Origin of the sequence: Elizabethkingia argenteiflava, from assembly GCF_009904105.1 — a bacterium.
GTDB lineage: Bacteria > Bacteroidota > Bacteroidia > Flavobacteriales > Weeksellaceae > Elizabethkingia > Elizabethkingia argenteiflava.
This window is the reverse complement of sequence record NZ_JAAABJ010000079.1, coordinates 1-493: the sequence shown is the minus strand read 5'-3', so window position 1 is coordinate 493 and position 493 is coordinate 1. Positions and strand designations below refer to the sequence as shown.

General features: G+C 50.7%; 1 protein-coding gene. It reads right to left on the bottom strand.

The window, feature by feature from the left end:
* The coding region (locus tag GNY06_RS00395) for a hypothetical protein (protein ID WP_166518317.1) at positions 1-480 on the bottom strand (480 nt) is incomplete at its 3' end.
* Positions 481-493 lie beyond the last annotated feature (13 nt).

Below are 493 nucleotides of genomic sequence, written 5' to 3'. Positions count from 1 at the left end.
GTTGTTGAGACGGAGGTTACCGCCATGTGAACCACCACCATCGGTCATATCGGTACCACGGCAGATGTGCTTGAGAGGCAACCAGAATGACTGTCCATAGAGACCCTGATCAAGATTGTTGATACCGACACTTGTGCTTGTCTTCAGCTGCTCAGGTGTCATGCTGTTGAGCGACTCATCGTCATACTTGAAGCCGAGTGCACGTGCCTCTTCGCCGAGATAAACAGCTTCTTCGATGTTGATGAGAGTGGCCTTGCGACGATATGAGTCACCATCGTTCTCCTGGAATGCTACGCCATACCATTCAGGCAAGCCGATTGAACCCCAACCACCAACGCGGCCATTGTAATCAGCGATAGGACTCTTCACGAAGTTACCTTCACGCCAGTTGAAACAGTTGGCCTCCATCCAAGTAGAGTGGTGATAAGCACCGAGACCAGAACCGAAGCCCCAATCACTAACCGATGAGCTATACTCCATGTTCAACTCAAAG